The organism is Streptomyces sp. NPDC002698, assembly GCF_042888945.1.
In the GTDB taxonomy this organism is placed as follows: Bacteria; Actinomycetota; Actinomycetes; order Streptomycetales; family Streptomycetaceae; genus Streptomyces.
In genome coordinates, this window is record NZ_JBIAQM010000010.1 from 124,031 (window position 1) to 150,014 (window position 25,984).

18 protein-coding genes and 1 pseudogene are annotated in these 25,984 nt (G+C 69.7%); 11 read left to right on the forward strand and 8 right to left on the reverse strand.

Going from position 1 to position 25,984, the window contains the following annotated elements:
- Positions 1-113: 113 nt before the first annotated feature.
- Entirely contained in the window at positions 114-386 is a 273-nt protein-coding gene (locus ACFYW9_RS16880) for a hypothetical protein (protein ID WP_389150371.1), read from the reverse strand.
- A gap of 416 nt (positions 387-802) precedes the next feature.
- Between ACFYW9_RS16880 and ACFYW9_RS16885 the strand changes: the two genes are divergently transcribed.
- Positions 803-2,020, forward strand: a complete 1,218-nt coding sequence (locus ACFYW9_RS16885) for an LPXTG cell wall anchor domain-containing protein (RefSeq protein ID WP_389150374.1) — start codon at positions 803-805, stop codon at positions 2,018-2,020.
- Between the two features lie 57 nt (positions 2,021-2,077).
- Here ACFYW9_RS16885 and ACFYW9_RS16890 read toward each other — a convergent pair whose 3' ends face one another.
- The 4 genes from ACFYW9_RS16890 to ACFYW9_RS16905 form a co-directional block, all read right to left on the reverse strand.
- Positions 2,078-3,097 carry a TolB family protein gene (locus ACFYW9_RS16890; RefSeq protein WP_389150377.1) on the reverse strand — a complete coding sequence of 340 codons (1,020 nt, stop codon included), beginning with the start codon at positions 3,095-3,097 and terminating at the stop codon, positions 2,078-2,080.
- Positions 3,094-4,500 carry an MFS transporter gene (locus tag ACFYW9_RS16895; RefSeq protein ID WP_389150380.1) on the reverse strand — a complete coding sequence of 469 codons (1,407 nt, stop codon included), beginning with the start codon at positions 4,498-4,500 and terminating at the stop codon, positions 3,094-3,096. The genes ACFYW9_RS16890 and ACFYW9_RS16895 overlap by 4 nt, the downstream gene beginning before the upstream one ends.
- A 1-nt stretch (position 4,501) precedes the next feature.
- The gene (locus ACFYW9_RS16900) at positions 4,502-5,389 is read right to left on the reverse strand and encodes an alkaline phosphatase family protein (RefSeq protein WP_389150383.1); all 888 of its coding nucleotides are present in this window, start codon (positions 5,387-5,389) and stop codon (positions 4,502-4,504) included.
- A gap of 111 nt (positions 5,390-5,500) precedes the next feature.
- Entirely contained in the window at positions 5,501-5,941 is a 441-nt protein-coding gene (locus ACFYW9_RS16905) for a VOC family protein (RefSeq protein WP_389150386.1), read from the reverse strand.
- A gap of 146 nt (positions 5,942-6,087) precedes the next feature.
- On the opposite strand from ACFYW9_RS16905, the gene ACFYW9_RS16910 reads away from it, so the two are divergent.
- A complete protein-coding gene (locus tag ACFYW9_RS16910; RefSeq protein WP_389150390.1) occupies positions 6,088-9,096 on the forward strand; it encodes a bifunctional [glutamine synthetase] adenylyltransferase/[glutamine synthetase]-adenylyl-L-tyrosine phosphorylase in 3,009 nt (1,002 codons plus the stop codon).
- A gap of 55 nt (positions 9,097-9,151) precedes the next feature.
- On the opposite strand, the gene ACFYW9_RS16915 is transcribed toward ACFYW9_RS16910, so the two are convergent.
- Positions 9,152-10,039, reverse strand: coding sequence for a phosphatase PAP2 family protein (locus tag ACFYW9_RS16915; RefSeq protein WP_389150393.1), 888 nt, complete (start codon positions 10,037-10,039; stop codon positions 9,152-9,154).
- 108 nt (positions 10,040-10,147) lie between these two features.
- A complete protein-coding gene (locus ACFYW9_RS16920; RefSeq protein ID WP_326788172.1) occupies positions 10,148-11,182 on the reverse strand; it encodes a LacI family DNA-binding transcriptional regulator in 1,035 nt (344 codons plus the stop codon).
- 468 nt (positions 11,183-11,650) lie between these two features.
- Between ACFYW9_RS16920 and ACFYW9_RS16925 the strand changes: the two genes are divergently transcribed.
- From ACFYW9_RS16925 to ACFYW9_RS16955, 7 genes and pseudogenes are all read left to right on the forward strand, one after another.
- Positions 11,651-12,928, forward strand: coding sequence for an extracellular solute-binding protein (locus tag ACFYW9_RS16925; RefSeq protein ID WP_389150396.1), 1,278 nt, complete (start codon positions 11,651-11,653; stop codon positions 12,926-12,928).
- A gap of 134 nt (positions 12,929-13,062) precedes the next feature.
- Positions 13,063-14,067 (forward strand): sugar ABC transporter permease, encoded by a 1,005-nt coding sequence (locus tag ACFYW9_RS16930; protein ID WP_351865050.1) that lies wholly within the window; start codon positions 13,063-13,065, stop codon positions 14,065-14,067.
- 13 nt (positions 14,068-14,080) lie between these two features.
- Positions 14,081-14,989: a sugar ABC transporter permease gene (locus tag ACFYW9_RS16935; RefSeq protein ID WP_389150401.1), complete on the forward strand. Its 909-nt coding sequence runs from the start codon at positions 14,081-14,083 to the stop codon at positions 14,987-14,989.
- A 236-nt stretch (positions 14,990-15,225) separates the two neighbouring features.
- Positions 15,226-16,905, forward strand: a complete 1,680-nt coding sequence (locus ACFYW9_RS16940; protein ID WP_389150405.1) for a glycoside hydrolase family 13 protein — start codon at positions 15,226-15,228, stop codon at positions 16,903-16,905.
- A gap of 407 nt (positions 16,906-17,312) precedes the next feature.
- Positions 17,313-17,663: a helix-turn-helix domain-containing protein gene (locus ACFYW9_RS16945; protein ID WP_389150408.1), complete on the forward strand. Its 351-nt coding sequence runs from the start codon at positions 17,313-17,315 to the stop codon at positions 17,661-17,663.
- The gene (locus ACFYW9_RS16950; RefSeq protein WP_389150412.1) at positions 17,615-18,415 is read left to right on the forward strand and encodes an RNA-guided endonuclease InsQ/TnpB family protein; all 801 of its coding nucleotides are present in this window, start codon (positions 17,615-17,617) and stop codon (positions 18,413-18,415) included. The genes ACFYW9_RS16945 and ACFYW9_RS16950 overlap by 49 nt, the downstream gene beginning before the upstream one ends.
- Positions 18,412-18,483, forward strand: a pseudogene (locus ACFYW9_RS16955) (hypothetical protein); the annotation flags it as partial. The gene ACFYW9_RS16950 and the pseudogene ACFYW9_RS16955, both read left to right, overlap by 4 nt.
- Before the next feature lie 179 nt (positions 18,484-18,662).
- Here ACFYW9_RS16955 and ACFYW9_RS16960 read toward each other — a convergent pair.
- The gene (locus ACFYW9_RS16960) at positions 18,663-18,806 is read right to left on the reverse strand and encodes a hypothetical protein (protein ID WP_389150644.1); all 144 of its coding nucleotides are present in this window, start codon (positions 18,804-18,806) and stop codon (positions 18,663-18,665) included.
- A gap of 195 nt (positions 18,807-19,001) precedes the next feature.
- Between ACFYW9_RS16960 and ACFYW9_RS16965 the strand changes: the two genes are divergently transcribed.
- Positions 19,002-20,384 (forward strand): alpha-amylase family protein, encoded by a 1,383-nt coding sequence (locus tag ACFYW9_RS16965; RefSeq protein WP_389150415.1) that lies wholly within the window; start codon positions 19,002-19,004, stop codon positions 20,382-20,384.
- A gap of 144 nt (positions 20,385-20,528) precedes the next feature.
- Positions 20,529-25,928, forward strand: coding sequence for a pullulanase-type alpha-1,6-glucosidase (gene pulA / locus ACFYW9_RS16970; protein ID WP_389150632.1), 5,400 nt, complete (start codon positions 20,529-20,531; stop codon positions 25,926-25,928).
- The last annotated feature ends 56 nt before the right edge of the window (positions 25,929-25,984 follow it).

Here is a 25,984-nt window from a genome sequence, read left to right on the forward strand (position 1 = left end):
GAAGAATCTGCCGGTGCTGTAGGTGCGGGTCGGAGTCGGTCTGTGCGACGGGGGACGGGCCCGGATCGCTTCTTGCGGTTCGGGCCCGTCGTCCGTCTGCTGCCGTGGTGCCGTCAGGCGGTGGGGATCCCGCCGGCGTTCCGGACCTCGGACAGCGCCTTCTTGATGGTGACCTTCGCGAAGTAGCCGGCACCGAAGAAGATGCACTCGACGACGTACCAGAACTTCTCGGCACCGGTCATCTCGACCAGCCCGTACTCGCTCAGCGCCTTCTTCACCGGGACCTTCTGGAAGTAGGCGGCACCGAAGTAGATGCAACCCAGGATGTACCAGAACTTCTCCGCCGAGGTGGTGGAGCCCTGACCGAGGTACTGCCGTTCTGCCATGACGCTCTCTGCCTTCCGATGACCGTGGGGTCCGGGGAGGCGCGCCGGTCCGGCCCCTTGCGGGCAGCCCTGGACGGCAGCCGCGCACGGGCGCGGACGCCCGGGCACGCTGAAGCCCGACTTGAGACGGCGTGGGTGATGCGCATGTGTCACGGTGCCGGTCGTCAAGCAGGCCGGCCGCCCCCCGAATGCGCAAGCCGCAGCTTAGGGCATTGATCGTCATCTTGAATATGCCCGAGTCATGCCTGAGTCGTGAGCGAGTCATGAGCGTGACCTGGAGCCGGTCGGCGGTGTTCTCCCGCCTCTTTTCTCGAACGGTCGCACAACCCTGGGTGCCTCTCAGGTGTCCAGTATGTGACCGGACGGTTGACCTCCGGTCGTCGTCCGTCCGGTTCCGACGAGGAGACCCCCCCACCGTGCCTCAGCGCATCCGCCCGTCACACCTTCGCAAGCCGGCGGCATTCGTGGCCGCCGCCGCGTTCGCCGCGGCCGTTCCCGCGTTCGCCGCGGCCCCGGCGCACGCCGATCCGGGTGAGGCCTCCCTGGAGATGTCGACTCTGCCGAGCGCGTCCCCCAAGCCCGGCGACGTGTACGACAAGAACGTCGTCATCACCAACAAGGGCACCGCGGCCGCGGACGGTTTCACCTTCCGGGTACGGCTGACCCGCGGGCTCGACTTCCCCGAGGAAGTGAAGGGCTGCACCTACTCGACCGTCGCGGACCAGGTCAGGCAGGCCCTCTGCGAGCTCGACACGGTCGTCGAGCCCGGTGCCTCGGTCGAGACGCCCGTGCGGTTCAAGGCGCTGCCCAAGGCGCTGATGGAGGTGGTCGAGTACGGCACCTCGGCCACGGGCGCGGCCCCGGGCGACGAGGGATTCACCGAGAGCTACCGGTGGCTGACCCTGACCGCCGACAGCTCGGCCGACCTGGTCGCCGTCGGTGAGGACACCGAAGCCCTCGCGGGCGGTCAGCAGTCCATCAACGTGCAGCTCCGCAACGACGGCCCCGGCTGGATCAAGAACCAGGCGAGCGACGACCAGCCGGCGCTCATGGTGCGGATACCCAAGGGAACGACCGCCTCCATGGTTCCCCAGGACTGCATGCCGTTCGGGATCGACGGCCCGAACGCGCCCGGGGGGACGCCGGGCAGGGCCACGTACGTCTGCATGCCCTACGACCACGTCATCGAGGTCGGCCAGGCCCTCACGTACACCTTCATGCTGGACGTCGCGAAGGGCACGAAGACCACCGACGGCTCGGTGAAGGCGACCTCCGTCTACGACATCCACCCGGCCTTCGACAAGAACCCGGCCAACGACACGGCCAAGATCCACGTCGCCATCCCCACCGACAACGAGGAGGACCCGAGCCCGTCGCCGTCCGCCACCTCCCCGGGGACCTCCTCCGGCGGCAACGACCCCGAGGGCCAGTCCACCGGCGGCTCCGGCAGCACGGGCTCGACCGGTTCCACGTCGGCCGGCTCCACGACCGGCGGCTCCACCACCGGCTCGGCCGGCGGCAGCCTGGCGAACACCGGCTCCGACGGCACCCCGCTCCTCGTCGGCGCCGCGGCCGCCACGGCCGCCCTCGGAGGCGGTCTGGTCCTGGCCGTCCGCCGTCGCCGCTCCGTCTGATCCGGACGACGGACGGCGGGCGGCGGGCGACGGATGACGGATGACGGACGACCGGCCCTAACGCACGTACGCGGGTGACACGGCCGCGGTGCTGACGCGCCGCGGCTTTCCCGTGCCGTCGGACGGGAGTGTCCACAGGTCGGCCCCGTAGTCGCCGGGGAGGGCGTAGAGGAGGGTGCGGTCGTCGCGCCAGACCGCCTGGTCGTCGACGCTGCGGGGCTCGGCGAGCGCCGTTTCGTGCCCGGTGCGCAGATCCAGGACGTACAGATGCCAAGGAGCTTCCTGGGGAAGGCCCTTGACGCGCTTCTTGAAGGCGACCCGGGTCCCGTCGGGGGACAGGGACGGGCACTCCACGTTCGTGCGCAGGGTGGTGACGGTGCGGGCGGCCAGGTCGCCGCGGACCAGGTAGGTCGTGCCGTGCGTGGCCATGGTGGCGTAGAACCCGCGGTCGTCGTCCGTGAACGTGACACCCCAGAAGTTGACGTCGGCCGACCGGTAGGTCCTGCCGTCCTTCACCACCCGGTACGCCTCCAGGGACGGTGTCAGCCTCCCCGTGCGGGTGTCGACGATCGCCGCCCGGGTGGAGAAGTTCGTGCCCGCGTAGGAGTCGCCGCCCACGAACGCGGTCCAGGCGGCGTACCGGCCGCTGGGCGAGACGCGGGCGCGGGACGGGATGCCGGGCACGTCGTAGCGGGCCCTGACGCGCAGAGCGGCGTCGAGGATCACCGCCCGGTAGGTGTCCTGGACCGTGCCGCGCACCGCCTGGAGGCACACCCCGGTGCCCGAAGCGGCGTAGAAGCGCAGGCACTTGACCTTGGACGCGGTGCGCGGACCCGACGGGTCGGACGCCGGGACGGACGTCAGCTCGTCGCGGTGCGGGCCCCACGCCATGTTCCGGAACACCAGCCGCCGGGAGCCGGTCAGGGAGACCGGCCCCGCGGTGATCCGCGGGCCGCCCGGCTGGGCCCGGTCGCGGCGTTCCGCGCGGGCCGAGGCGTGCAGCACGGAGGCCGTCGCGACGCCCGCCAGGACGACCAGGGCCGAGACCAGGACCAGGATGCGGGTTCGCAGCGTCATACGAGGCCTTCTGAGGGGGTGCGGCGGACGGGGCGCAGGACCGTCGAGAACAGGGCGCACAGGGCGAGTGCCACGGCCGACGCCGTGAGCGCCGTGCGGTCGCCCCACGCCGTCCAGGCCGCGCCGAAGGCGAGCGAGCAGACGAAACGGGCCAGCGCCTGCCCCGTCTGGACCAGCGCGAGCCCGGACGACCGCAGTTCCTCGGGCACGCTGTCCGAGGCCGCGGCCATGAGTACGCCGTCCGTCGCCGCGTAGAAGCCGCCGTGCAGGAACAGGACGGCGAACGGCAGCGCCGTACCGTGCCAGGACGTCAGCAGCAGGCCGTACGCGAGGAGCAGGGCTCCGTGACCGGCCAGGAACACCTGCCATCGGCCGGCCCGGTCCGCCAGCCGGCCCAGCGGTACCGCCAGCAGCAGGAACGCGGCGGCGGTGCCGACGGGCAGCAGCGCGAACCAGTGGTCCGGCACCCCGAGCCTGCGCTGGAGCAGCAGGAACATGAACGAGTCGCTGACCGTGGCGAGCCCGAGCAGGAGCGCGCACAGCGCGATGCCGCGCAGCTCCGGGCGGCGCAGCAGCGCGAGGGCGGGGCGCAGGGTGGGGGCGGCGCGCGGGGTGGGGGCCGGGCGCGGGGTGGCGCTGCCCGGGGTTCCCGGTTCCCGGATGTCCATGGTCGGGGCGGGAAAGACCCCGGACCCCGGACGGGCGGCCGGCGTCGGCGTCGGCGTCGTACGTGCGGACCGCGCGGCCGGCCGCCCCGGCACGAACAGCACCAGGACCAGGACGCCCACGACGGCCACGCAGAAGCTCACCATGAAGACCGCGTCGTAGCCGTCGACGGTCGCCCGGAGGATCAGGAAGGCGACGAGCGGGCCCAGCAGGGCGCCCGCCGTGTCCATCGCGCGGTGGACGCCGAAGGCGCGGCCGCGCGTCTTTGGACTGCTCGACAGGGAGATCAGGGCGTCGCGCGGGGCGGTGCGCAGGCCCTTGCCGGTGCGGTCGGCGGCGAGGACCAGGCCGATGGGGGTCAGGGTCTGTGCCACCAGGAGCAGCGGTTTGCAGACGGCCGAGAGGGCGTATCCGGCACCCGCCACCCACTTGTGGCGGCCGCCGCCCCGGTCGGCGAGATGTCCCCCGGCCAGGCGGACCAGGGCCGAGAAGCCGTTGTAGATCCCGTCGAGGAGCCCGAAGCCGAGGGGCGACAGGCCGAGTCCCGCCACCAGGTACAGGGGCAGGACCGCCGTCACCATCTCCGAGGAGACGTCGGTGATCAGGCTGACCGTGCCGAGTGCCAGCACCGTGGGCCCGACCGCGGTGAGGCGCCGCCCGGCTCGGGGCCGGGCGGCGCTCTCCGCGGACGCGGCCGTGCTCTCCGGTGTACCGGCGCGGCTGTCCGCAAGGTACATGTCAGGACGTCCAGATGCCCGTGATGTCCTTGGCGGAGGCCGCGTTGCCGGCGTGCGTGAGGCCGTGCATGTCCTCCAGCGTGCGCAGCAGGTCGTAGTGGTTGTAGGTGGTGGTGGAGGAGGAACCCGCGGTCACCTGCTGGCCGTACAGCACGGTGGGGATCCTGTTGCCGGCGAGCCGGTTGTCCTCGTCGAAGGTGACGACGAGCAGGCTGTTGTGGGTCTTGGCCCAGGTGGCGTACGCGCCCAGGTTGTTCTTCAGCCAGGTGTCACCGGTGGACACCGAGCAGTCGTGCATGTCGCTGCACAGGTTCGGGACCACGAAGGAGACCTGCGGAAGCGTCGTGTAGTCCGTCGGGAACTGGGCGAACGTCTTCGCGCTGGACGTCGGTACGTTGCTGAACCCGAACCAGGGGTTGTGCTTGCGCGCGTACTTGCCGCTGCTGCACGTGGTCGAACCCTGGCTGGGCAGTGTCTCGTTGTAGCTGCCCCAGGTCTTGCCCGCGGCGATCAGCTCGGAGGCGAGGTTGGGGGCGGAGGAGAAGCCGGGCGTGTAGCAGCTGTCGTCCGTGACGCCCTGGGTGGAGCCGGAGAACAGGGCGAAGTAGTTGGGCTGGCTCGGGTGCGTCTCGGCGTACGACTGGGAGAGGTTGGCCCCGCCGGTCCTGAGCGAGTTGATGTACGGGGCGCTGGAGGAGCCGATCACCTGGCTGTACGCGTGGTTCTCGAAGACCACGACGACGACGTGGTCCGGGGTCGGGACCGCGGCCGCGGCGTGCGCGGGAGCCGAGCCGGCGAAGCCCGTCCACAGCCCGACCGCGGCCGCGGTGAAGGCGAGGGCGGATGCCACGACGGCACGGCTGCGGGTGTACACGTTTCTGCCGGACACTTCAGACCTCCGGTGGGGGGAGAGACGACGGTGGCGGTGCGGACAGAGCATGCGCACGCCAAAATTCCCTCTCCTCACGTCGCCCAACCGGAGGGATGAAGAGCGGATGAACTACTGCCGCCGGGCGGCGAGCTCGCTCAGCACCTGGTGCAGCGGCTCCGTCGCCCGCCGCCGGTACTCCTGGACCGCCCAGCCGTTCCCGTCCGGGTCCTTGAAGTACATGAACGTGGCACCGTCCCGCGGCGCGAACTCCACCGGCTCGCTGATGTCGAGCCCCCGGGCCGTGAGCTCCTCGTACGCCGCCTTGGCGTCCGTCACGCACAGCTGCATCCCGTGGTACGTCCCCGGCCGCGGCGTCCCTGTCGGGACCTCGAGCCCGTCGACGAGCGCGATCGAACACCCGGACCCGGGCGGCGTCAGCTGCACGATCCGCACCCCCTCCATCACCTCCCCGTCCAGGTCGACATGGAAGCCGACCTTGTCCCGGTAGAACTCCTTGGCCCGGTCCAGGTCGGAGACCGGCAACAGGATCACTTCGAGGGTCATGTCCATGGCTTGATTCCCTTCTCGAACCGCTCATGGCTCTGTCCACAGAAGCCCAGACCGGCGCGGGGCGCCACCCTGGGGACCGGGGTTAGGCTCGCATCGCACGACCTTGATCCGATGATCCGTGAAGTCCGATCCGACAGGAGGCCGGGATGACGGCGCCGGGGCGCAGAGGCAGTATCTTCACGCGGCTGCTGCGGCACGGCTTCACCGATCCGTCCGCGGCCGAGGGACTCCTGGAAGGTCCCGAACTGGCACCCGTACGGTCCGACCCGGTCCTCCTGGACGCGCTCGGCGCCACCGCCGACCCCGATCTCGCCCTGCTCGGACTCGTCCGGCTCGTCGAGGCACAGGACGGCGACGCCGCCCGGCGGGAGCTCCTCGACACGCTGATCGCGTCCAAACCGCTGCGGGACCGGCTGCTCGGAGTGCTCGGAGCCTCCGCCGCGCTCGGCGACCACCTCGCCCGGCACCCGCACGACTGGCAGGCACTCGTCACCTACGAGGCGCGGGACCTGCATCCCGGGGTCCCGGAGTTCGAGCGGGGACTGGCGGACGCCGCCGACCCCCTCTCGCTGCGCGTCGCCTACCGCCGCTGCCTGCTCTCCATCGCCGCGCGCGACGTGTGCGGCACCATCGACCTCGCCCAGACCGCCGCCGAACTCGCCGACCTCGCCACCGCGACGCTGCGCGCGGCGCTCGCCATCGCCGGGGCCGCCGCGCCCGACGACGCCGCGCTGTGCCGGCTCGCCGTCGTCGCGATGGGCAAGTGCGGGGGACACGAGCTGAACTACGTGTCCGACGTCGACGTGATCTTCGTCGGGGAGGGCGTCGAAGGGGCCGACGAGGCCAAGGCCGTGCAGGCGGCCACCCGGCTCGCCTCGCACATGATGCGGATCTGCTCGGAGACGACCGTCGAGGGCAGCATCTGGCCGGTCGACGCCAACCTGCGCCCCGAGGGACGCAACGGCCCCCTGGTGCGGACGCTCAGCAGCCATCTCGCCTACTACCAGCGGTGGGCCAAGACCTGGGAGTTCCAGGCGCTGCTCAAGGCCCGCCCGGTGGCCGGGGACCTGGAGCTGGGCGAGGAGTACGTCGCCACCCTGGCCCCGCTCGTGTGGCACGCCGCCGAGCGGGAGAACTTCGTCGCCGACGTGCAGAAGATGCGGCGCCGGGTGGTGGAGAACATCCCGGCCGCCGAGATCGAACGCGAGCTGAAGCTCGGCCCCGGAGGACTCCGGGACGTCGAATTCGCCGTGCAGCTCCTCCAGTTGGTGCACGGCCGGGCCGATACGACCGTGCGCAGCGGGACCACCCTGGACGCCCTGAAAGCACTCGCCGCGGGCGGATACGTGGGCCGCGCCGACGCCGTACAGCTCGACGAGGCCTACCGCTTCCTGCGGTCGATGGAGCACCGCATCCAGCTGTTCCGGCTGCGGCGCACGCACCTGGTGCCGCGGGACGAGGCCGATCTGCGCCGGATCGGACGGTCGCTGGGGCTGCGCGTCGACCCGGTCAAGGAACTGAACCGGGAGTGGAAGCGGCACGCGGCCGTGGTCCGGCGGCTGCACGAGAAGCTGTTCTACCGGCCGCTGCTCGACGCGGTCGCTCAACTGGCCCCGGGCGAGAGCAGGTTGAGCCCGGACGCGGCCAGGGAGCGGCTCGTCGCACTCGGGTACGCCGATCCGGCGTCCGCCATGCGCCACCTGGAGGCGCTGGCCTCCGGGGTCAGCCGCAAGGCCGCCATCCAACGGACCCTGCTCCCCGTGCTGCTGGGCTGGTTCGCGGACTCGGCCGACCCCGACGCCGGTCTGCTCAACTTCCGCAAGGTGTCGGACGCGCTGGGCAAGACCCCTTGGTATCTGCGGCTGCTCAGGGACGAGGGCGCCGCCGCCGAGAACCTCGCGCGGGTGCTCTCGGCGGGCCGGCTCGCCCCCGACCTGCTGATGCGCGCGCCGGAGGCGGTGGCCCTGCTGGGCGACGGGGAGAGCGGCGGCCTCGAACCGCGCGGCCGTGCCCAGCTCGAGCAGGAGATCCTCGCCGCGGTGCGGCGGGCCGACGACGGCGAGCAGGCCGTGACCGTCGCCCGCGGTGTCCGGCGCCGGGAGCTGTTCCGTATCACCGCGACGGACATCGTCGCCTCGTACGGGACCGAGGAGACGCCGGCCGTCGCCGATCAGGGGGCGCTGGTCGACCTCGTCGGCGGGGCGGTCTCGGACCTGACGGCGGCGACGCTCGCGGGCACCCTGCGGGCCGTGGTGCGCGACGGCTGGGGCGACACCCTGCCCACCCGGTTCGCGGTGATCGGGATGGGCCGCTTCGGCGGTCACGAGCTCGGCTACGGCTCCGACGCGGACGTGCTCTTCGTGCACGAGCCCCGTGAGGGCGTGGACGAGCAGGAGGCGGCGCGGGCCGCGAACGCCGTGGTGTCCGAGATGCGGCGGCTGCTCCAGCTCCCCAGCGCGGATCCGCCGCTGCTGATCGACGCGGATCTGCGGCCCGAGGGAAAGTCCGGGCCGCCGGTGCGGACACTGAAGTCCTACGAGGCGTACTACCGGCGCTGGTCGCTGGTGTGGGAGTCGCAGGCGCTGCTGCGGGCGGAGACCGTGGCCGGGGACACGGACCTGGGGAGCCGGTTCATCGAGCTGATCGACCCGCTCCGGTATCCGGCGGAGGGGCTGGGCGAGGAGGCCGTACGGGAGATCCGGCGGCTGAAGGCCCGGATGGAGTCGGAGCGGATGCCGCGCGGCGCCGACCCCACCCTGCACACCAAGCTGGGGCGCGGCGGTCTGTCCGACGTGGAGTGGACGGTCCAGCTGCTCCAGCTCCGGCACGGCTGGGTCGAGCCGGGCCTGCGGACGACCCGGACCCGTCAGGCGCTGGCCGCGGCGCGAGCGGCGGAACTGCTGTCGACGGAGGACGCGGCGACGCTGGACGAGGCCTGGGTGCTGGCCACCCGGGTACGCAACGCCGTGATGCTCGTGCGGGGCAGGGCCGGCGACACCTTCCCCTCGGACGGGCGGGAGCTGGCCGCGGTGGGCCGCTATCTCGGGTACGACCCGGGGCACGTCGGCGACATGCTCGACGACTACCGGCGTACCACCCGGCGGGCCCGGGCCGTGGTGGACGAACTGTTCTACGGCGCGCCCGGCGGTCACTGAACGTGAGGGCCCGACGTCGTTCAGGCTCTTTGGGCGTCGTCCCGTACGCCGTCGCTCAGGCTCTCGTCCGCACGTCGTTCAATCCTTCGTCCGCGGGACCGCCGGTGACCCGCCGCGTCCCCGGCACCCACTGCGGCAGCGCGTACGGCAGCGCGCCGTACCACAGGCGTGTCACCAGGAAGCCGAAGGCGAGGCAGAGCGCGCCGCCCACCGCGTCCAGCCAGAAGTGGTTGGCGGTGGCGACGATGACCACGAGCGTGGCCGTCGGGTAGAGGACGCCGAGGATGCGCGCCCAGGGGGCCTTGGCCAGCGCGAAGAGGCTGAGCCCGCACCACAGGGACCAGCCGATGTGCATGGACGGCATCGCCGCGTACTGGTTGGACATGTGCTTCAGATCGCCGGAGGCCATCGAGCCCCAGGTCTGGTGGACCATGACCGTGTCGACGAAGGTGCTGCCGGTCATCAGACGGGGTGGCGCCAGCGGGAAGAGGTAGTAGCCGACGAGCGCCACCACCGTGGTGGCGAAAAGTGCGAGACGGGCCGCCGCGTAGCGGCCGGGATGACAGCGGTACAGCCAGACCAGGACACTCAGCGTCACCACGAAGTGCAGGGTCGCGTAGTAGTAGTTCATCCCGATGATCAGCCACCCGACCGAGTTCACCGCGTGGTTGACCGATTCCTCGACGGCGACCCCGAGATGGTGCTCCATCCGCCAGATCCAGTCCGCGTTGCGGAGCGCTTCGTGCCGCTGCTCCGGCACGGCGTTGCGGATCAGCGAGTACGTCCAGTAACTCACGGCGATGAGCAGGACTTCGAACCAGACGCGGGGGCGACGCGGGGCCCGCATACGACGCAGGAGTCCGTTCCCCGCCTTCTCCTCCGCGACGGGTTGTGGAGCGACCTGATCCCGGCCTTCCAGTGTCGTCACGGTCGAATCACCCATAGGCACAGAGTCTGCCAGAAAAGCCTTCCCTCACCGATGATGCTCCGGTCGGGTTCTGGCCGCACTTTCTACACCTGTGGGAGTGCTTCGCCCCCTTTGTCGTCCTGCTCAGGGACGATTCCGGTCCCCAGGGGCAGAAGCGGTCGAACCGCGCACCACGAGTTCCGGCATGAACACGAATTCGCTGTGCGGCGCGGGCGTCCCGCCGATCTCCTCCAGCAGCGTGCGCACCGCGGCCTGGCCCATCGCCGGCACCGGCTTGCGGACCGTCGTGAGCGGCGGGTCGGTGAAGGCGATCAGCGGCGAGTCGTCGAATCCCACGACCGAGATGTCCGTGGGGACCTCCAGACCGCGCTGACGTGCCGCCCGTATCGCACCGAGCGCCATCATGTCGCTGGCGCAGACGATCGCCGTGCAGCCGCGGTCCATGAGCGCGCTCGCGGCGGCCTGGCCGCCCTCCAGCGTGTACAGAGAGTGCTGGACCAGCCGCTCCTCGACGTCCGCGGGGCTCAGGTTCAGCTGCTCCTGCATCGTGCGCACGAAGCCCTCGATCTTGCGCTGCACCGGCACGAACCGCTTGGGGCCGAGGGCCAGTCCGATGCTGGTGTGCCCGAGGGAGGCGAGGTGGGTGACCGCGAGAGCCATCGCCGCGCGGTCGTCCGGAGAGATGAACGGCGCCTGCACCTTCGGCGAGAAGCCGTCGACCAGGACGAAGGGGACACCGCGGCCCCGAAGTTGCTCGTAGCGCTGCATGTCGGCCGAGGTGTCGGCGTGCAGCCCGGAGACGAAGATGATGCCGGCGACCCCGCGGTCGACCAGCATCTCGGTCAGCTCGTCCTCGGTGGAACCGCCCGGAGTCTGGGTCGCGAGCACGGGGGTGTAGCCCTGGCGCGTCAGGGCCTGCCCGATCACCTGCGCGAGGGCAGGGAATATCGGGTTCTCCAGCTCGGGGGTTATGAGGCCCACCAAGCCCTCGCTGCGCTGCCGCAGGCGCACCGGGCGCTCGTAGCCCAGTACGTCGAGCGCGGCCAGGACGGACTGCCGCGTGGTCGCGGCGACGCCCGGCTTCCCGTTCAGGACGCGACTGACGGTCGCCTCACTGACCCCCGCCTGGGCTGCGATGTCGGCAAGCCGTGTGGTCACAGGATTGGACTGTACCGGTCGCATCTCACCCTGCCCACCAACCAGACGCCGTGTGCGAGCGGTTGATCGGCCCGCTCCGGGCTGCTGCGTCATCGCGCTCCCTCGTGTTCTGGTCGGCTCGGTGTCCCGTGCGTGTGCCGCGCGGGAAGGGGTGGCTCCTGCAAGACACTGACGGCCGATGATCCCCGTATGCGACATCCGTGGCAAGAGCTTGCAGAGTCTTGCACAGACGTCCGTATGTCTGCTGAGCGGCCTGGTAGCGGGGTTTCGGGACGGCCGCCACGAGGTCACGGCCGCATAACTGTCGTTAGGTCTTTCACTTTTTTGCTGCAAGACCTTTCGCGCCGCTTACATCGCTGTTACGTTCCAGTCGCCCGGCGGACGCAACGGCGCAGTCGGCAAGTCGGCAAGGGGACCGGGCGGGACCGGTTCCCCACCTACTCGGGCTTTCACCCTCAAGGAGAACTCATGCGGCGTGGCATAGCGGCCAGCGCGCTGGTGGCGTCTTTCGCCCTCGCGGCGACGGCCTGCGGCGGCAGCGGCAGTGACAGCAGCGACAAGGCCAGCGGGCCGGTCACCATCACGTGGTGGGACACGTCCAACGCCACCAATGAGGCGCCGACGTACAAGGCCCTGGCCAAGGAGTTCGAGGCCGCCAACAAGAACATCAAGGTCAAGTACGTCAACGTGCCCTTCGACCAGGCGCAGAACAAGTTCGACACGGCCGCCGGTGCCTCCGGCGCCCCGGACGTCCTGCGCTCCGAGGTCGGCTGGACCCCGGCCTTCGCGAAGAAGAGCTACCTCCTGCCGCTCGACGGCACGGCGGCCCTCGCGGACCAGGCGAAGTTCCAGCCCAGCCTGATCGAGCAGGCCAAGTACGAGGGCAAGACGTACGGCGTGCCGTTCGTCACCGACACCCTCGCGCTCGTCTACAACAAGGCGCTGTACAAGAAGGCCGGCATCACCGAGGCCCCGAAGACCTGGGCCGACCTGAAGAAGAACGCGGCCACCATCAAGGCCAAGACCGGCGTCGACGGCTACTGGGGCTCGACCCAGGCCTACTACGCGCAGTCCTTCCTGTACGGCGAGGGCACCAACACGGTCGACGCCACCGCCAAGAAGATCACGGTGAACTCGCCCGAGGCCAAGAAGGCCTTCACCACCTGGCAGGGTCTGTTCTCCGGCAAGGGCCTGCACAAGGCGGACACCACCGCCGACGCGTACGCCCACATCCAGGACGCCTTCGTCAACGGCAAGGTCGCCTCGATCATCCAGGGCCCGTGGGAGATCACCAACTTCTACAAGGGCTCGGCGTTCGCGGACAAGGCGAACCTCGGTATCGCCACCGTCCCGGCCGGCTCCAGCGGCAAGGCGGGCGCCCCGACCGGCGGCCACAACCTCTCCGTGTACGCGGGTTCGGACAAGGCCCACCAGGAGGCCTCGCTGAAGTTCGTCAACTTCATGACCTCGGCGAAGTCCCAGGCCACCATCGCGCTGAAGAACTCCACGCTGCCGACGCGTGACGACGCCTACACCGCCGAGGTCAAGGCCAACCCGGGCATCGCCGGCTACCAGGGCGTCCTCCCCGCCGCCCAGCCGCGCCCGGCGCTGCCCGAGTACGGCTCCCTGTGGGGCCCGCTCGACACCGAGCTGCCCAAGATCGCGGGTGGCAAGGAGTCCCTGGACAAGGGCCTGAGCAACGTCGAGCTGGCCATCGCCAAGCTCGTGCCCGACTTCAGCAAGTGAGCCCGTGTGGCCGCCGGATCCTTCCCCGGCCCGACCTCGGTCGGGCCGGGGGGACCCCCGAGAACCGGGGGAACGGAACCGGCGGCCACCGGCTGTGTGCGCCCAACTCCTGATCTTGCAGAAGGTGTCGAACCATGACAGTCGCCATCGACCGCGCGACCGGCAAGCGCCGCGGTGACCGAGCACCGCGTCCCGGCCGGATGCAGCGTCTCAAGCACTCGTACCAGAAGTACTGGTACGCGTACGCGATGATCGCCCCGGTCGTCGTCGTACTCGGCGGATTGGTGCTCTATCCCCTGGTACGGGGCCTCTATCTGACGCTGACGGACGCCAACAGCCTCAACTCGGCCCGCACGATCGGCGTCAACCACATCGACGCCACCTACAAGTTCATCGGTCTGGACAACTACAAGGACATCCTGTGGGGTCCGACGTCGTACGACCGCTTCTGGTCGCACTTCATCTGGACCATCGCCTGGACCGCCATCTGCGTCGCCCTGCACTACTGCGTCGGCCTGGGCCTCGCGCTGCTGCTCAACCAGAAGCTGCGCGGCCGTACGGTCTACCGGCTGATCCTGGTCCTGCCCTGGGCCGTGCCGACCTTCGTCACCGTCTTCGGCTGGCGCTTCATGCTCGCCGACGGCGGCATCATCAACTCCATGCTCGACGCGGTGCACCTGCCGGCGCCCGCGTGGCTGGAGGACACCTTCTGGCAGCGCTTCGCCGCCATCATGGTCAACACCTGGTGCGGTGTGCCGTTCATGATGGTCTCGCTGCTCGGCGGACTGCAGTCCATCGACGGGACGCTGTACGAGGCCGCCGAGATGGACGGCGCCAACAAGTGGCAGCAGTTCCGCTTCGTGACCCTGCCGGGCCTCAGGTCGGTCAGCTCCACCGTCGTGCTCCTCGGCATCATCTGGACCTTCAACCAGTTCGCCGTGATCTTCCTGCTCTTCGGCAGCACCGCGCCGGACGCGCAGATCCTCGTCACCTGGGCCTACTACCTCGGCTTCGGACAGCAGCCGCGTGACTTCGCTCAGTCGGCGGCCTACGGCATGCTGCTGCTGGCCATCCTGATCGTCTTCACCTCCTTCTACCGCCGCTGGCTGAACCGCAATGACCAGCAGCTCGCGATCTGAGGCAGGAGTCTCCATGAGTACCACCACACTGCAGACGCCTCCGGCCGACCAGACCACCAGGTCCGCCGAGCCGCCCCGCCCGGCGCGCGAGCGCGGCCGGCGCAGCCTCCTCGGCTCGCTGGTCTCCCACGGCATCCTGACCGTCGCGAGCCTGGTCGCGCTGTTCCCGATCGCCTGGCTGGTCTTCCTGTCCCTCGGTCCGGGCCAGGACGACTACCTGCACCCCGGACGCATCTGGGACACGATGACGTTCGACAACTACTCCTTCGTGCTCCAGCACACGAACTTCTTCGCGTGGATGAAGAGCTCGCTCATCGTGTCGCTCGGCACCACGGTCATCGGCGTGATGGTCGCGGCCACCACCGGCTACGCGGTCTCGCGCATGCGCTTCCCCGGCTACAAGAAGTTCATGTGGGTCCTGCTGGTCACCCAGATGTTCCCGATCGCCGTACTGATCGTGCCGATGTACCAGATCCTCTCGGACCTGCAGCTCATCGACAACTACTTCGGCCTGATCCTCGTCTACTGCTCGACGGCGGTGCCCTACAGCGCCTGGCTGCTCAAGGGCTACTTCGACACCATCCCGTTCGAGATCGACGAGGCCGGCCGTGTCGACGGACTGAGCCCCTTCGGCACCTTCTTCCGGCTGATCCTGCCGCTCGCCAAGCCGGGTCTCGCGGTGGCGGCCTTCTACAACTTCATCACCGCGTTCGGTGAGGTCGCCTTCGCCTCGACGTTCATGCTGGACGACTCGAAGTACACCTTCGCCGTCGGACTCCAGAGCTTCGTCAGCGAGCACGACGCGCAGCGCAACCTCATGGCGGCCACCGCCGTGCTGGTCGCGATACCCGTCTCCGCCTTCTTCTACCTCGTGCAGAAGAACCTGGTGACCGGACTCACCGCGGGCGGCACGAAGGGCTGATCCGCCAGGACGCCCCACAACGCCCCAGACTCCCGCGCGCTCATCGCGCGCGGGTGGCGGCCGCGGTGCCCATCCGACCCCGCCGGTACCGCGGCCGCCTCATCTCTCCCCCCGCCCCGAAGCCTTCCGCCCCGTGCTCCCGGCCTCGCGCGAGCAGGGGTCTGCCCCCACAGCCGATTTCCTCCCCAAGCCCGGCAGCGCCCGGACACGGGGACCCTCATCGCATCAAGGACGCCATGAGCCAGCACTCCGCCGACCAGGCCCCGAACTCCGTTCTCGCCACCGTCGCCGCGCATCGCGACTGGTGGCGCGACGCGGTGATCTACCAGGTCTATCCGCGCAGCTTCGCCGACAGCAACGGCGACGGCATGGGCGACCTGGAGGGCGTACGTTCCCGACTCCCGTACCTGCGCGACCTCGGCGTGGACGCCGTGTGGCTCAGCCCCTTCTACGCCTCGCCGCAGGCCGACGCCGGCTACGACGTGGCGGACTACCGGGCCGTCGACCCCATGTTCGGCAACCTGCTGGACGCCGACGCCCTGATCCGCGACGCCCACGGTCTGGGGCTGCGGATCATCGTCGACCTCGTGCCCAACCACTCCTCGGACCAGCACGAGTGGTTCAAGCGCGCGCTGCGCGAGGGCCCCGGCTCCTCGCTGCGCGACCGCTACCACTTCCGTCCCGGCAAGGGCGAGAACGGCGAGCTGCCCCCCAACGACTGGGAGTCCATCTTCGGCGGCCCGGCCTGGACCCGGGTCACCGAGCCCGACGGCACCGCCGGCGAGTGGTACCTGCACCTCTTCGCGCCCGAGCAGCCCGACTTCAACTGGGAACACCCGGCCGTGGGCGACGAGTTCCGCTCGATCCTGCGGTTCTGGCTGGACATGGGTGTCGACGGCTTCCGTATCGACGTCGCGCACGGCATGGTCAAGGCGGAGGGCCTGCCGGACCTCGGCGACCGCGAACAGCTGAAACTGCTGGGCAACGATGTCATGCCGTTCTTCGACCAGGACGGCGTGCACGACATCTACCGGCAGTGGCGCACGATCCTCGACGAGTACTCGGGCGAGCGCATCTTCGTCGCCGAGGCGTGGACGCCCACCGTCGAGCGCACCGCGAACTACGTGCGCCCCGACGAGCTGCACCAGGCCTTCAACTTCCAGTACCTGGGCTCCCACTGGGACGCGGCCGAGCTGCGCGCGGTGATCGACCGCACGCTCGACGCGATGCGCCCGGTCGGCGCCCCCTCCACCTGGGTGCTGTCCAACCACGACGTGACCCGGCACGCCACCCGGTTCGCCAACGAGGCCGGCCTCGGCACCCAGATCCGCACCGCGGGCGACCGGGAGCTCGGGCTGCGCCGGGCCCGCGCGGCGAGCCTGCTGATGCTGGCGCTGCCCGGCTCCGCCTACGTGTACCAGGGCGAGGAGCTCGGCCTGCCGGACGTCGTCGACCTGCCGGACGAGGTGCGCCAGGACCCGGCCTACTTCCGGGGCGCCGGACAGGACGGCTTCCGCGACGGCTGCCGGGTGCCGATCCCGTGGACCCGCGCCGGCTCCTCGTACGGCTTCGGCGACGGCGGAAGCTGGCTGCCGCAGCCCGCCGAGTGGGCCGAGCTGAGCGTCGAGGCGCAGACCGGCGTGGCCGGTTCCACCCTGGAGCTGTACCGCGACGCGCTCGCCGTCCGGCGTGAGCGTGCCGACCTCGGCGCGGGCGACGGCGTCACGTGGCTGACCGCACCGGAGGGCGTTCTCGCCTTCCGTCGCGGTGACTTCGTCTGCACCGCGAACACGGGGAACAAGGCCGTGACCGTTCCCGCGTACGGCCGGGTGCTCGTCTCCAGCGGCGAGGTGACCCTGTCCAAGGCCGGCGAGGCGAAGCTGCCCGCCGACACGACCGTGTGGTGGGCCGTCTGACACACGCCTGAGCGGTGCTCCGGTCCTGACCACCGGAGTACCGCTCGTCCGACGGGCGGTCGACACACGCACGGAAAGCGGTGCTCCGGAACCTGACGGCCGGAGCACCGCTTCCGTGTGTCCGCCTACCTCCACCTCGTTTCCTCGCAGGGTGCCCGGTCCTTCAGTGCTGGGGTGAATGCCGGATCCCGCGTAGCGGGACAGGGAAAGCCGGATCGCAGGCAGGGCGATCCGGCGTTGCGGAAGGTGTGCTGCCGGGGCTGGCCTGCGGCAGGTGGTGGTGACGGCGGGCTTGGGGCTCTGCGTCCGAAAGCCGCCCTGGAAGAGGGGACGTGTCGGTCACTCCCACGGGTGAGACCGGCCGAAGGCGCGTGCGGGAGGGGAACAGGGGTGGCTAGGTTCGCGGCATGTCACGTTTCCGGCTGTACCCGACGAACGCGCAGGCGGGCATCATGCTCGGCCACTGTGCGCATGCCCGGTACGTGTGGAATCCGGCGGTCGAGCAGCACGCGCACTGGTACAGGGGCCGCGGGGCGGCGCCCGGTTTCGCCGAGCAGTGTCGCCAGCTCACCGAGGCCCGGCGCGACAATGAGTGGCTCGGCGCCGGGAACGCGGACGTGCAGCAACAGGCCCTGAAGGACTTTGCCACGGCTAAGAACGCTCGCTTCAGGTCCGGGTTCGGTGAGCCGACCTGGCGCACAAGAAGTTCGTGCATGAGGGCTTTCGTGTCATCGGCACCGACCGCGTCCCGGAGTTGACCGAGGACGGCTCGCCGAAGCTCAACGCGAAGACCGGCAGGCAGGTCATGGGCCGCTCGGTGGTGGTGCACAGGCTCAACCGCCGGTGGGCTCGGGTGAAGGTGCCCGGCTGTGGCTGGGTCCGCTTCCGGCTCAGCCGCAACGGCAAGGGCTCTGAACTGCCGAAGGCGAAGACGTTCCGGGTCACCTACCGTAACGGCCGGTGGCACATCGCCTTTGCGATCATCCCCGCCCCCATCGAGGTGCCCGGTACCGGAGAGGTCATCGGTATCGACCGGGGCGTGAGGATCACCGCCGCCCTCTCCGACGGGCGGAAGGTGAACTGCCCGCAGCTCACCGTGAAGGAACGCGCGCAGGTCCGTAAACACCAGCGCCGTGCCGCACGCGCCCCGAAGGCAAGCGAGCAGAAGGCCGCGGAGTACGCCAAGGCGGCCAGGCTCAAAGCGCGTGAAGCAGACCGGCGCAAGGACTGGTGCGAGAAGACCAGCACGATGCTCGCCCGCAGCTATGACCTGGTGCGGTTCGAGAAGCTGAACATCAAGAACATGACCCGCTCGGCCAGGGGAACCACCGAGCAGCCCGGCAAGCAGGTCAGGCAGAAGGCCGGGCTGAACCGGGCGATCCTGGCCCAGGGCTGGGGCCTGCTCCGCCGGCGCACCGGGCACAAGGCCCCGGGCCGCATCGAGGACGTGCCGGCCCCCTGTACCAGTCTGCGCTGCAGCGCCTGCTGGGGGCACCTCCCACGCCCTTGAGGCAGTGGGGGAGGATCGACAAGAACTCGCGCAAGAGCCAAGCCGAGTTCCGCTGCTCCTCCTGCGGCTTCACCTGCAACGCGGACACCAACGCAGCAGCCAACGTCGCGGCAGGACAGGGCGGGATCCCCCGCCCCCGGCGAACAGCCGGTGCCGGAGGGACGACACCGCCCGAACAGCGGTCGAGCGTCCGTGAACCCCAACCCGGCCAGGTTGGAATCCCCCTCTTTCAAGCAGGGGGAGGATGTCAAAGGTTGGCGATCACGTCGCCGTTGGGGACACCCGTGTCCGCCGTCGCCGCTGCCGGCTGGGCGGGTAGCGCCGCCGGCCCGCCGAGCGCCAGCAGGGCTGTCGCCAGCAGCCGGGGGACCCTTCTTCGTCGTAAAGCCATCGGGGATGCGGCTCCTCTCCGGATCGGTCAGCGCGGCCGCGGGGACGCGGAGCTGACCCGTGTGGAGCGTGGGACCGCCCAAGGGGGCGCGTCAATAAGGGAGTTGGAAGTTCTTTCGACATCTTGCTGAAACATGATTGCAAGCGGTACGTTCCGATCCCCCCACCCGCACGACGAAGTGCAGGAGTACCCCACATGGCAAGAAAATCGCTAGCGGCATCGTTCGCCCTCGTGGCGGGCCTGGCGGTCACCGTGACCGTTCCCCCTGGTACGGCGGCGGCCTCGCCTCCCGGCACCAAGGACGTCACCGCCGTCATGTTCGAGTGGAAATTCGACTCGGTCGCCAAGGAATGCACCAACACGCTGGGCCCCGCCGGATACGGCTACGTCCAGGTGTCCCCGCCCGCCGAGCACATACAGGGCTCGCAGTGGTGGACCTCGTACCAGCCCGTGAGCTACAAGATCGCCGGCCGGCTCGGCGACGCCACCGCCTTCAAGAACATGGTCACCACCTGCCACGCGGCCGGTGTGAAGGTCGTGGCGGACACCGTCATCAACCACATGGCGGCCGGATCCGGCACCGGTACGGGCGGTTCCTCGTACACGAAGTACAACTACCCGGGCCTCTACTCCTCGGCCGACATGGACAACTGCACCTCCTCCATCAGCGACTACACCAACCGCGCCAACGTCCAGAACTGCGAACTCGTCGGTCTCGCCGACCTGGACACCGGCGAGGAGTACGTCCGGTCGGCCATCGCCGGCTACATGAACACCCTGCTCGGCTACGGCGTCGACGGCTTCCGCGTCGACGCGGCCAAGCACATGCCGGCCGCCGACCTCGCCAACATCAAGTCCCGGCTGAGCAACCCGTCCGTCTACTGGAAGCAGGAGGCCATCTACGGCGCGGGCGAGGCCGTCCAGCCCACCGAGTACACCGGCAACGGCGACGTCCAGGAGTTCCGCTACGCCTACGACCTCAAGCGGGTCTTCAACAACGAGAACCTCGCCTACCTGAAGAACTACGGCGAGGGCTGGGGCTACATGAGCAGCTCGGTCTCGGCCGTCTTCGTCGACAACCACGACACCGAGCGCAACGGCTCGACGCTCAACTACAAGGACGGGGCGAACTACACCCTCGCCAACGTCTTCATGCTCGCCTACCCCTACGGCGCCCCCGACATCAACTCCGCCTACGAGTGGTCGAACATCGACGCCGGACCGCCCAACGGCGGTACCGTCAACGCCTGTTGGCAGGACGGCTGGAAGTGTCAGCACGCCTGGCCGGAGATCAGGTCGATGGTCGCCTTCCGCAACGCCACGCGGGGGCAAGCGCTCTCCAACTGGTGGGACAACGGTAACGACGCGATCGCCTTCGGCCGGGGCGGCAAGGGCTTCGTGGCCATCAACCACGAGACCTCCGCGCTGAGCCGGACGTACAGCACCTCCCTGGCCGCGGGAACGTACTGCAACGTCCAGAACAACACGAGCATCACCGTGAACAGTTCTGGCCAGTTCACGGCGACGCTGGGCGCCAACACGGCCCTCGCGATCTACGCGGGCAAGTCCAGCTGCTGAAAACCCTTTCCGCATGTTGCAAGACTCTTGCTGTAAACCTTGCGTGAGCGATACGGTCACGCGGGCGTTCGGCATCGTGGCCGAAACGCTGCGCGGGGTCGGACCCGAGTACGCCGTAATCGCTAGGAGTTCACGACTGTGGACCTGATACCGAGAGGGCCGGCGGGCCGCACCAGCCGTCCCAGGCTGCGTGCAGCCGTCCTCGCCGCCGCACTGGCCGTATCGCTTGCGCAACCCCTTGTGGCGCGGGCCCAGACCCCGCCCGCACCGCCGTCGGACGCGAAGCTCGCCGCCGAGCCGTCACGGCACGACTCCACCCGTGACCAGTTCTACTTCGTCCTGCCGGATCGTTTCGCCAACGGCGACACGTCCAACGACAAGGGCGGACTGACCGGTTCGAGGCTGTCGACCGGGTACGACCCCACCGACAAGGGCTTCTACCAGGGCGGCGACCTCAAGGGCCTGACGAAGCGGCTCGACTACATCAAGGGCCTCGGCACCACCGCCATCTGGATGGCGCCGATCTTCAAGAACCAGCCCGTCCAGGGCACCGGCAAGGACGCCTCGGCCGGCTACCACGGTTACTGGATCACGGACTTCACCAAGGTCGACCCGCACTTCGGCACCAACAAGGACCTGGAGACACTGATCTCCAAGGCCCACGCCAAGGGCATGAAGGTCTTCTTCGACGTCATCACCAACCACACCGCCGATGTCGTCGACTACAAGGAGAAGTCCTACAACTACCTCTCCAAGGGCGCCTTCCCGTACCTGACCAAGGACGGCAAGCCGTTCGACGACGCGGACTACGCGGACGGCACCAAGGGGTTCCCGTCGGTGGACGCCGACTCCTTCCCCCGCACGCCGACGGTTCCCGCCGCGAAGAAGAACGCCAAGGTCCCGTCGTGGCTCAACGACTCGGCCGTGTACACCAACCGCGGTGACTCCACCTACGCCGGCGAGTCCACCACCTACGGCGACTTCTCCGGCCTCGACGACCTGTGGACCGAGCGTCCCGAGGTCGTCAGCGGCATGGAGAAGATCTACGAGAAGTGGGTCGGGGACTTCGGCATCGACGGCTTCCGGATCGACACCGTGAAGCACGTGAACATGGAGTTCTGGACGCAGTGGGCGACCGCCCTCGACGCGTACGCCGCCCGGCACGGGCGCAAGAACTTCTTCATGTTCGGCGAGGTCTACTCCGCCGACACGTCGATCACCTCGCCGTACGTGACCCAGGGCCGCCTCGACGCCACCCTCGACTTCCCGTTCCAGGACGCCGCCCGCTCCTACGCCTCGCAGGGCGGCAACGCCCAGAAGCTGGCGTCCGTCTTCGGCGACGACTACAAGTACACGACCGACAAGGCCAACGCGTACGAGCAGGTCACCTTCCTCGGCAACCACGACATGGGCCGCATCGGGTACTTCCTGGACCAGGACAACCCGAAGGCGACCGACGCCGAACTGCTGAAGAAGGACAGGCTCGCCAACGAGCTGATGTTCCTCAGCCGCGGCAACCCCGTCGTCTACTACGGCGACGAGCAGGGCTTCACCGGCTCCGGCGGCGACAAGGACGCCCGGCAGACGATGTTCGCCTCCAAGGTCGGCGACTACCTCGACGACGACGAGATCGGCACCGCCCGCACCCACGCGAGCGACGCCTACGACACGAGCGCACCGCTCTACAAGACGATCAGTGCTCTCTCCAAGCTGCGCAAGGACAACCCCGCCCTCACCGACGGAGTCCAGACCGAGCGGTACGCCGCGGACGGCGCCGGCGTGTACGCCTTCTCCCGTACGGACGCGAAGACCGGCACCGAGTACGTCGTCGCCGTGAACAACGCGGACGAGGCGAAGCCGGCCACCTTCGCGACCGGTTCGGCGGACATGACCTTCCGCGCCGTATACGGAACCTCGGCCTCGGTGAAGAGCGACGGCGACAAGAAGGTCACCGTCACCGTCCCGGCGGGTTCGGCGATCGTCCTCAAGGCCGCGGGCAAGCTCGCCGCCCCCGCGACCAAGCCCACGCTGACCCTGAAGGCCCCCGCAGCGGGCGCCACCGGCACCGTCGAACTCTCGGCGGACGTCACCGGCGGACAGCTCGACCGGGTCGTCTTCGCCGCCCAGACCGGCAACGGCAAGTGGCACACCCTCGGCTCCGCCGACCACGCCCCGTACAAGGTCACCCAGGTCATCGGCGAGGACGTACCGGCCGGAACCGCCCTGCGCTACAAGGCCGTCGTCGTCGACGCGGCCGGACGCACGGCGAGCGCGACCGCCGAGTCCACCACCGGCACCGCGCCCGCCCCGGAGACCCCGACGGCCTCCTCGCGCGACTACGCGGTCGTCCACTACAAGCGCGCCGACGGCGACTACACCGACTGGCGCCTGTACGCCTGGGGCGACATCGCCGACGGCGAGGGCACGACCTGGCCCGCCGGACACGACTTCGTCGGCCGCGACGCCTACGGCGCCTTCGCCTACGTCAAGCTGAAGCCGGGCGCCTCCAGCGTCGGCTTCCTGGTCATCGACAAGGACGGCAACAAGGACGTCGCGAGCGACCGCACGATCGACGTCACCAAGACCGGCGAGGTCTGGGTCGAGCAGGGCAAGGACACCGTCCTCACCGAGCGGCCCGAACTGCCCGCCCAGGACAAGGGCAAGGCGGTCATCCACTACCACCGCGCCGACGGCGACTACGCCGGCTGGGGTCTGCACACCTGGACCGGCGCCGCGACGCCCACGGACTGGACGAAGCCCCTGGAGCCGGCGCGGACCGACGCCTACGGCGCCGTCTTCGAGGTGCCGCTCGCCGAGGGCGCCGACAGCCTCAGCTACATCCTCCACAAGGGCGACGACAAGGACCTGCCCACCGACCAGTCGCTGGACCTCACGGCGAACGGCCACGAGGTGTGGCTGCTCGGCGGCCAGGAGAAGTACCTGCTGCCGCAGCCCGCGGGCAGCGCGGCCGCGCTCGACCTGACCACCTCCAAGGCGGTCTGGATCGACCGCTACACGGTCGCCTGGAACGGCTCCGACGCCGCCGTCTCCACCCAGCTCCTCTCCTCCCGCGACGGTTCGATCGCCGTCAAGGACGGCGGGCTGACCAGCGACGACGAGCGCTGGCTGCGGCTGGGGAAGACCACTCTCACCGACGCCCAGAAGGCGAAGTTCCCGCACCTGAAGGCGTACACCGCCTGGTCCGTCGACCCGCGCGACCGCGACCGGGTGCGCTCCGCGCTCGGCGGTCAGCTCGTCGCCTCGCAGCGGGCCGCGAACGGCGCCGTGCTCGCGGCGACCGGCGTGCAGATCGCCGGAGTTCTCGACGACCTGTACCCCGCGACGAAGGCCCACCTCGGGCCGGTCTTCCACGACGGTGTCCCCACCCTCTCGGTGTGGGCCCCGACCGCGCAGTCGGTGAGCCTCGACCTCGACGGCTCCACCGTCGCCATGAAGCGCGACGGCGCCACCGGCGTCTGGTCCGTCACCGGCAAGAAGTCCTGGACGAACAAGCCCTACCGCTACGTCGTGAAGGTGTGGGCGCCGACCGTCCGGAAGATCGTCACCAACAAGGTGACCGACCCCTACTCGGTGGCCCTGACCACCGACTCGAAGCGCAGCCTGGTCGTCGACCTCGGCGCCAAGTCCCTCGCCCCGTCCGGCTGGTCGGCACTCAAGAAGCCCAAGGCCGTACCGCTCAAGGACGCGCAGATCCAGGAACTGCACATCCGTGACTTCTCGGTGGCGGACAAGACCGTCCCCGCGAAGGACCAGGGCACCTATCTCGCCTTCACCGACAAGAACAGCGACGGCTCCAAGCACCTGAAGGCGCTGGCGAAGTCCGGCACCTCGTACGTGCACCTGCTGCCCGCGTTCGACATCGCCACCATCCCCGAGAGGAAGGCGGACCGGCAGAGCACCGACTGCGACCTGGCCTCCTACGCCGCCGACTCCGAGAAGCAGCAGGAGTGCGTGGCGAAGACCGCCGCCAAGGACGCCTACAACTGGGGCTACGACCCGTACCACTACACGGTCCCCGAGGGCTCCTACGCCACCGACCCCGAGGGCACCCGGCGCACGGTCGAGTTCCGCTCGATGGTCAAGTCGCTCAACGAGGACGGCCTCAGGGTCGTCATGGACGTGGTCTACAACCACACCGCCGCCAGCGGCCAGGCCGACACCAGCGTCCTCGACAAGGTCGTCCCCGGCTACTACCAGCGGCTCCTCGCCGACGGCGGCGTCGCCAACTCCACCTGCTGCTCCAACACGGCGACCGAGAACGCCATGATGGGCAAGCTGGTGGTCGACTCGATCGTCACCTGGGCCAAGGAGTACAAGGTCGACGGCTTCCGCTTCGACCTCATGGGACACCAGCCCAAGGCCAACATCCTCGCGGTCAGGAAGGCCCTCGACGGGCTGACCCCCGCCAAGGACGGTGTCGACGGCAAGAAGATCATCCTGTACGGCGAGGGCTGGAACTTCGGCGAGGTCGCCGACGACGCCCGTTTCGTCCAGGCCACCCAGAAGAACATGGCGGGGACGGGCATCGCGACCTTCTCCGACCGTGCCCGTGACGCCGTCCGCGGCGGCGGCCCCTTCGACTCCGACCCCGGGGTCCAGGGCTTCGGCTCGGGCCTGTACACCGACCCCAACTCCTCCACCGCCAACGGCACCCCGGCCGAGCAGAAGGCCCGCCTGCTGCACTACCAGGACCTCATCAAGGTCGGCCTGGCCGGCAACCTGGCGGCGTACCGCTTCACCGACACCGCGGGCAAGGAGGTCAAGGGCTCCGAGGTCGACTACAACGGCCAGCCCGCCGGCTACGCGGCCGCGCCCGGCGACGCGCTCGCCTACGCCGACGCGCACGACAACGAGTCGCTGTACGACGCGCTGACGTACAAGCTGCCCGCGACGACGAGCGCCGCCGACCGGGCCCGGATGCAGGTCCTGGCGATGGCGACGGCCACCCTCTCGCAGGGTCCGTCCCTCTCCCAGGCCGGCTCCGACCTGCTGCGCTCCAAGTCGCTGGACCGCAACTCCTTCGACAGCGGCGACTGGTTCAACGCCGTCCACTGGAACTGCCAGGACGGCAACGGATTCGGGCGCGGGCTGCCGATGGCCGCGGACAACACCTCGAAGTGGCCGTTCGCCAAGCCGCTCCTGACCTCCGTCAAGGTGGGCTGCGAGCAGATCGACGGCACCTCGGCCGCCTTCCGGGACCTGCAGCACATCCGTACGGGCGAGAAGGTCTTCTCGCTCTCCACGGCCGCCCAGGTGCAGTCGCAGCTCTCCTTCCCGCTGTCGGGCAAGGACGAGACCCCCGGAGTGATCACCGCTCGCCTCGGCGACCTCGTGATCGTCTTCAACGCGACCCCGGAGAAGCAGAAGCAGACCGTCGGCTCGCTGTCCGGGACGGCGTACACGCTGCACCCGGTGCAGGCGTCGGGCGCGGACGCGGTCGTCAGGTCCTCGTCCTACGCGAAGGACACGGGCTCCTTCACCGTTCCGGCCCGCACCGTGGCGGTGTTCACCCGGACCCCGTGACGGCGGCCCGTGACAGCGACCCCGTGACAGGGGCCTGACCCGGTGGGGGCGGCCCC